This window comes from Citrobacter sp. VF227, from assembly GCF_052950715.1.
The window spans coordinates 1-1,029 of sequence record NZ_JBRFVF010000059.1; the positions used below are offsets into that span (position 1 = coordinate 1).

The window sequence follows — 1,029 nt, forward strand, 5'->3', positions numbered from 1 at the left end:
AGCACAGCAACTGGCACACGAGTTCTACCAGATCCTGAAAACCAAAAACAAACCACAGCTAAACATGTGGTTCATCCGAGTCAGCGAAAGTGGTTCAACAGAACTTCAGCGTGGCCTGATTTTGTGACCCACTTTACTTTTTCAAAGTCCTTATAAAGACGTCCGGGAGTATATTGAGACGGTGACCCGAACGTGGCAGATGCTGTGTCCGGCGCCGTGTCTACTATGTACAGAATTGCTGCGCTTCAGGAATTCAGGGTAGAGCCTGGTTTTACGGGGCATTTGTAAATGGATCTTCACTCCGCCAGAGATAGTGGTTTGTCTGATTGTTTGCCACCCGCAAGACAATTGCAAAGGTGTTTTAAGTGAAGGCATACCGTTAGCCATAACTTAAAACAGCTTAGATCTTTGTTAACTAAAAAGTTTCATTGCTTTTCTACCACCTCGGTTGCGGAATACCCTATATCTGTATGACGTATTCAGAGTGGTGAGGGAACTTGGTAATTACTTATAACATCAAGGAATGTGCAATAACTGTAGTGGTGAAAATTGTAAGAGTGCTATTTAATAAGTTGTATTAAAGTTTTTTATTTTGAGTTTTTCATCGGTGAACAGAAAACACTGTATAACGCATGTCAATGTTTATTTTGAATTTGGTCTTTATTATGAAAATTGTTAATTTCCAAATCAGTTCCACATAAAATCATTAGCATAAAAATAACGTGTCTGATCATGGTTGTGGGGTTTAAATCTGCCTGCTTATTTTTATGTTTATTAATAAAGGCGTTAAAGTGATTGAAATGATTTTACTTTGCGTCTTTTTATACAAAATGATATTTTGATTCTCCACGTTAACAAGGAAATGGATATGAGTTTATCTCCACAGGATAATAAGGTAGGGTCGGGAGCTTATTTTGCTCTGGCATTCGCTGCAGTATTTTTCTCCGGACTACTCGGCGGCAAAGAATGGTATGGCGTATTTGATTTCACCACCCTGAACGGTGCTTTCGGTAAAGTCGTCAGTAAAGC

1 pseudogene is annotated in these 1,029 nt (G+C 39.3%); it reads left to right on the forward strand.

From position 1 onward, the window contains the following. Positions 1-862 precede the first annotated feature (862 nt). Positions 863-1,029, forward strand: a pseudogene (locus tag ACU8YC_RS24985) (nucleoside recognition domain-containing protein); the annotation flags it as partial.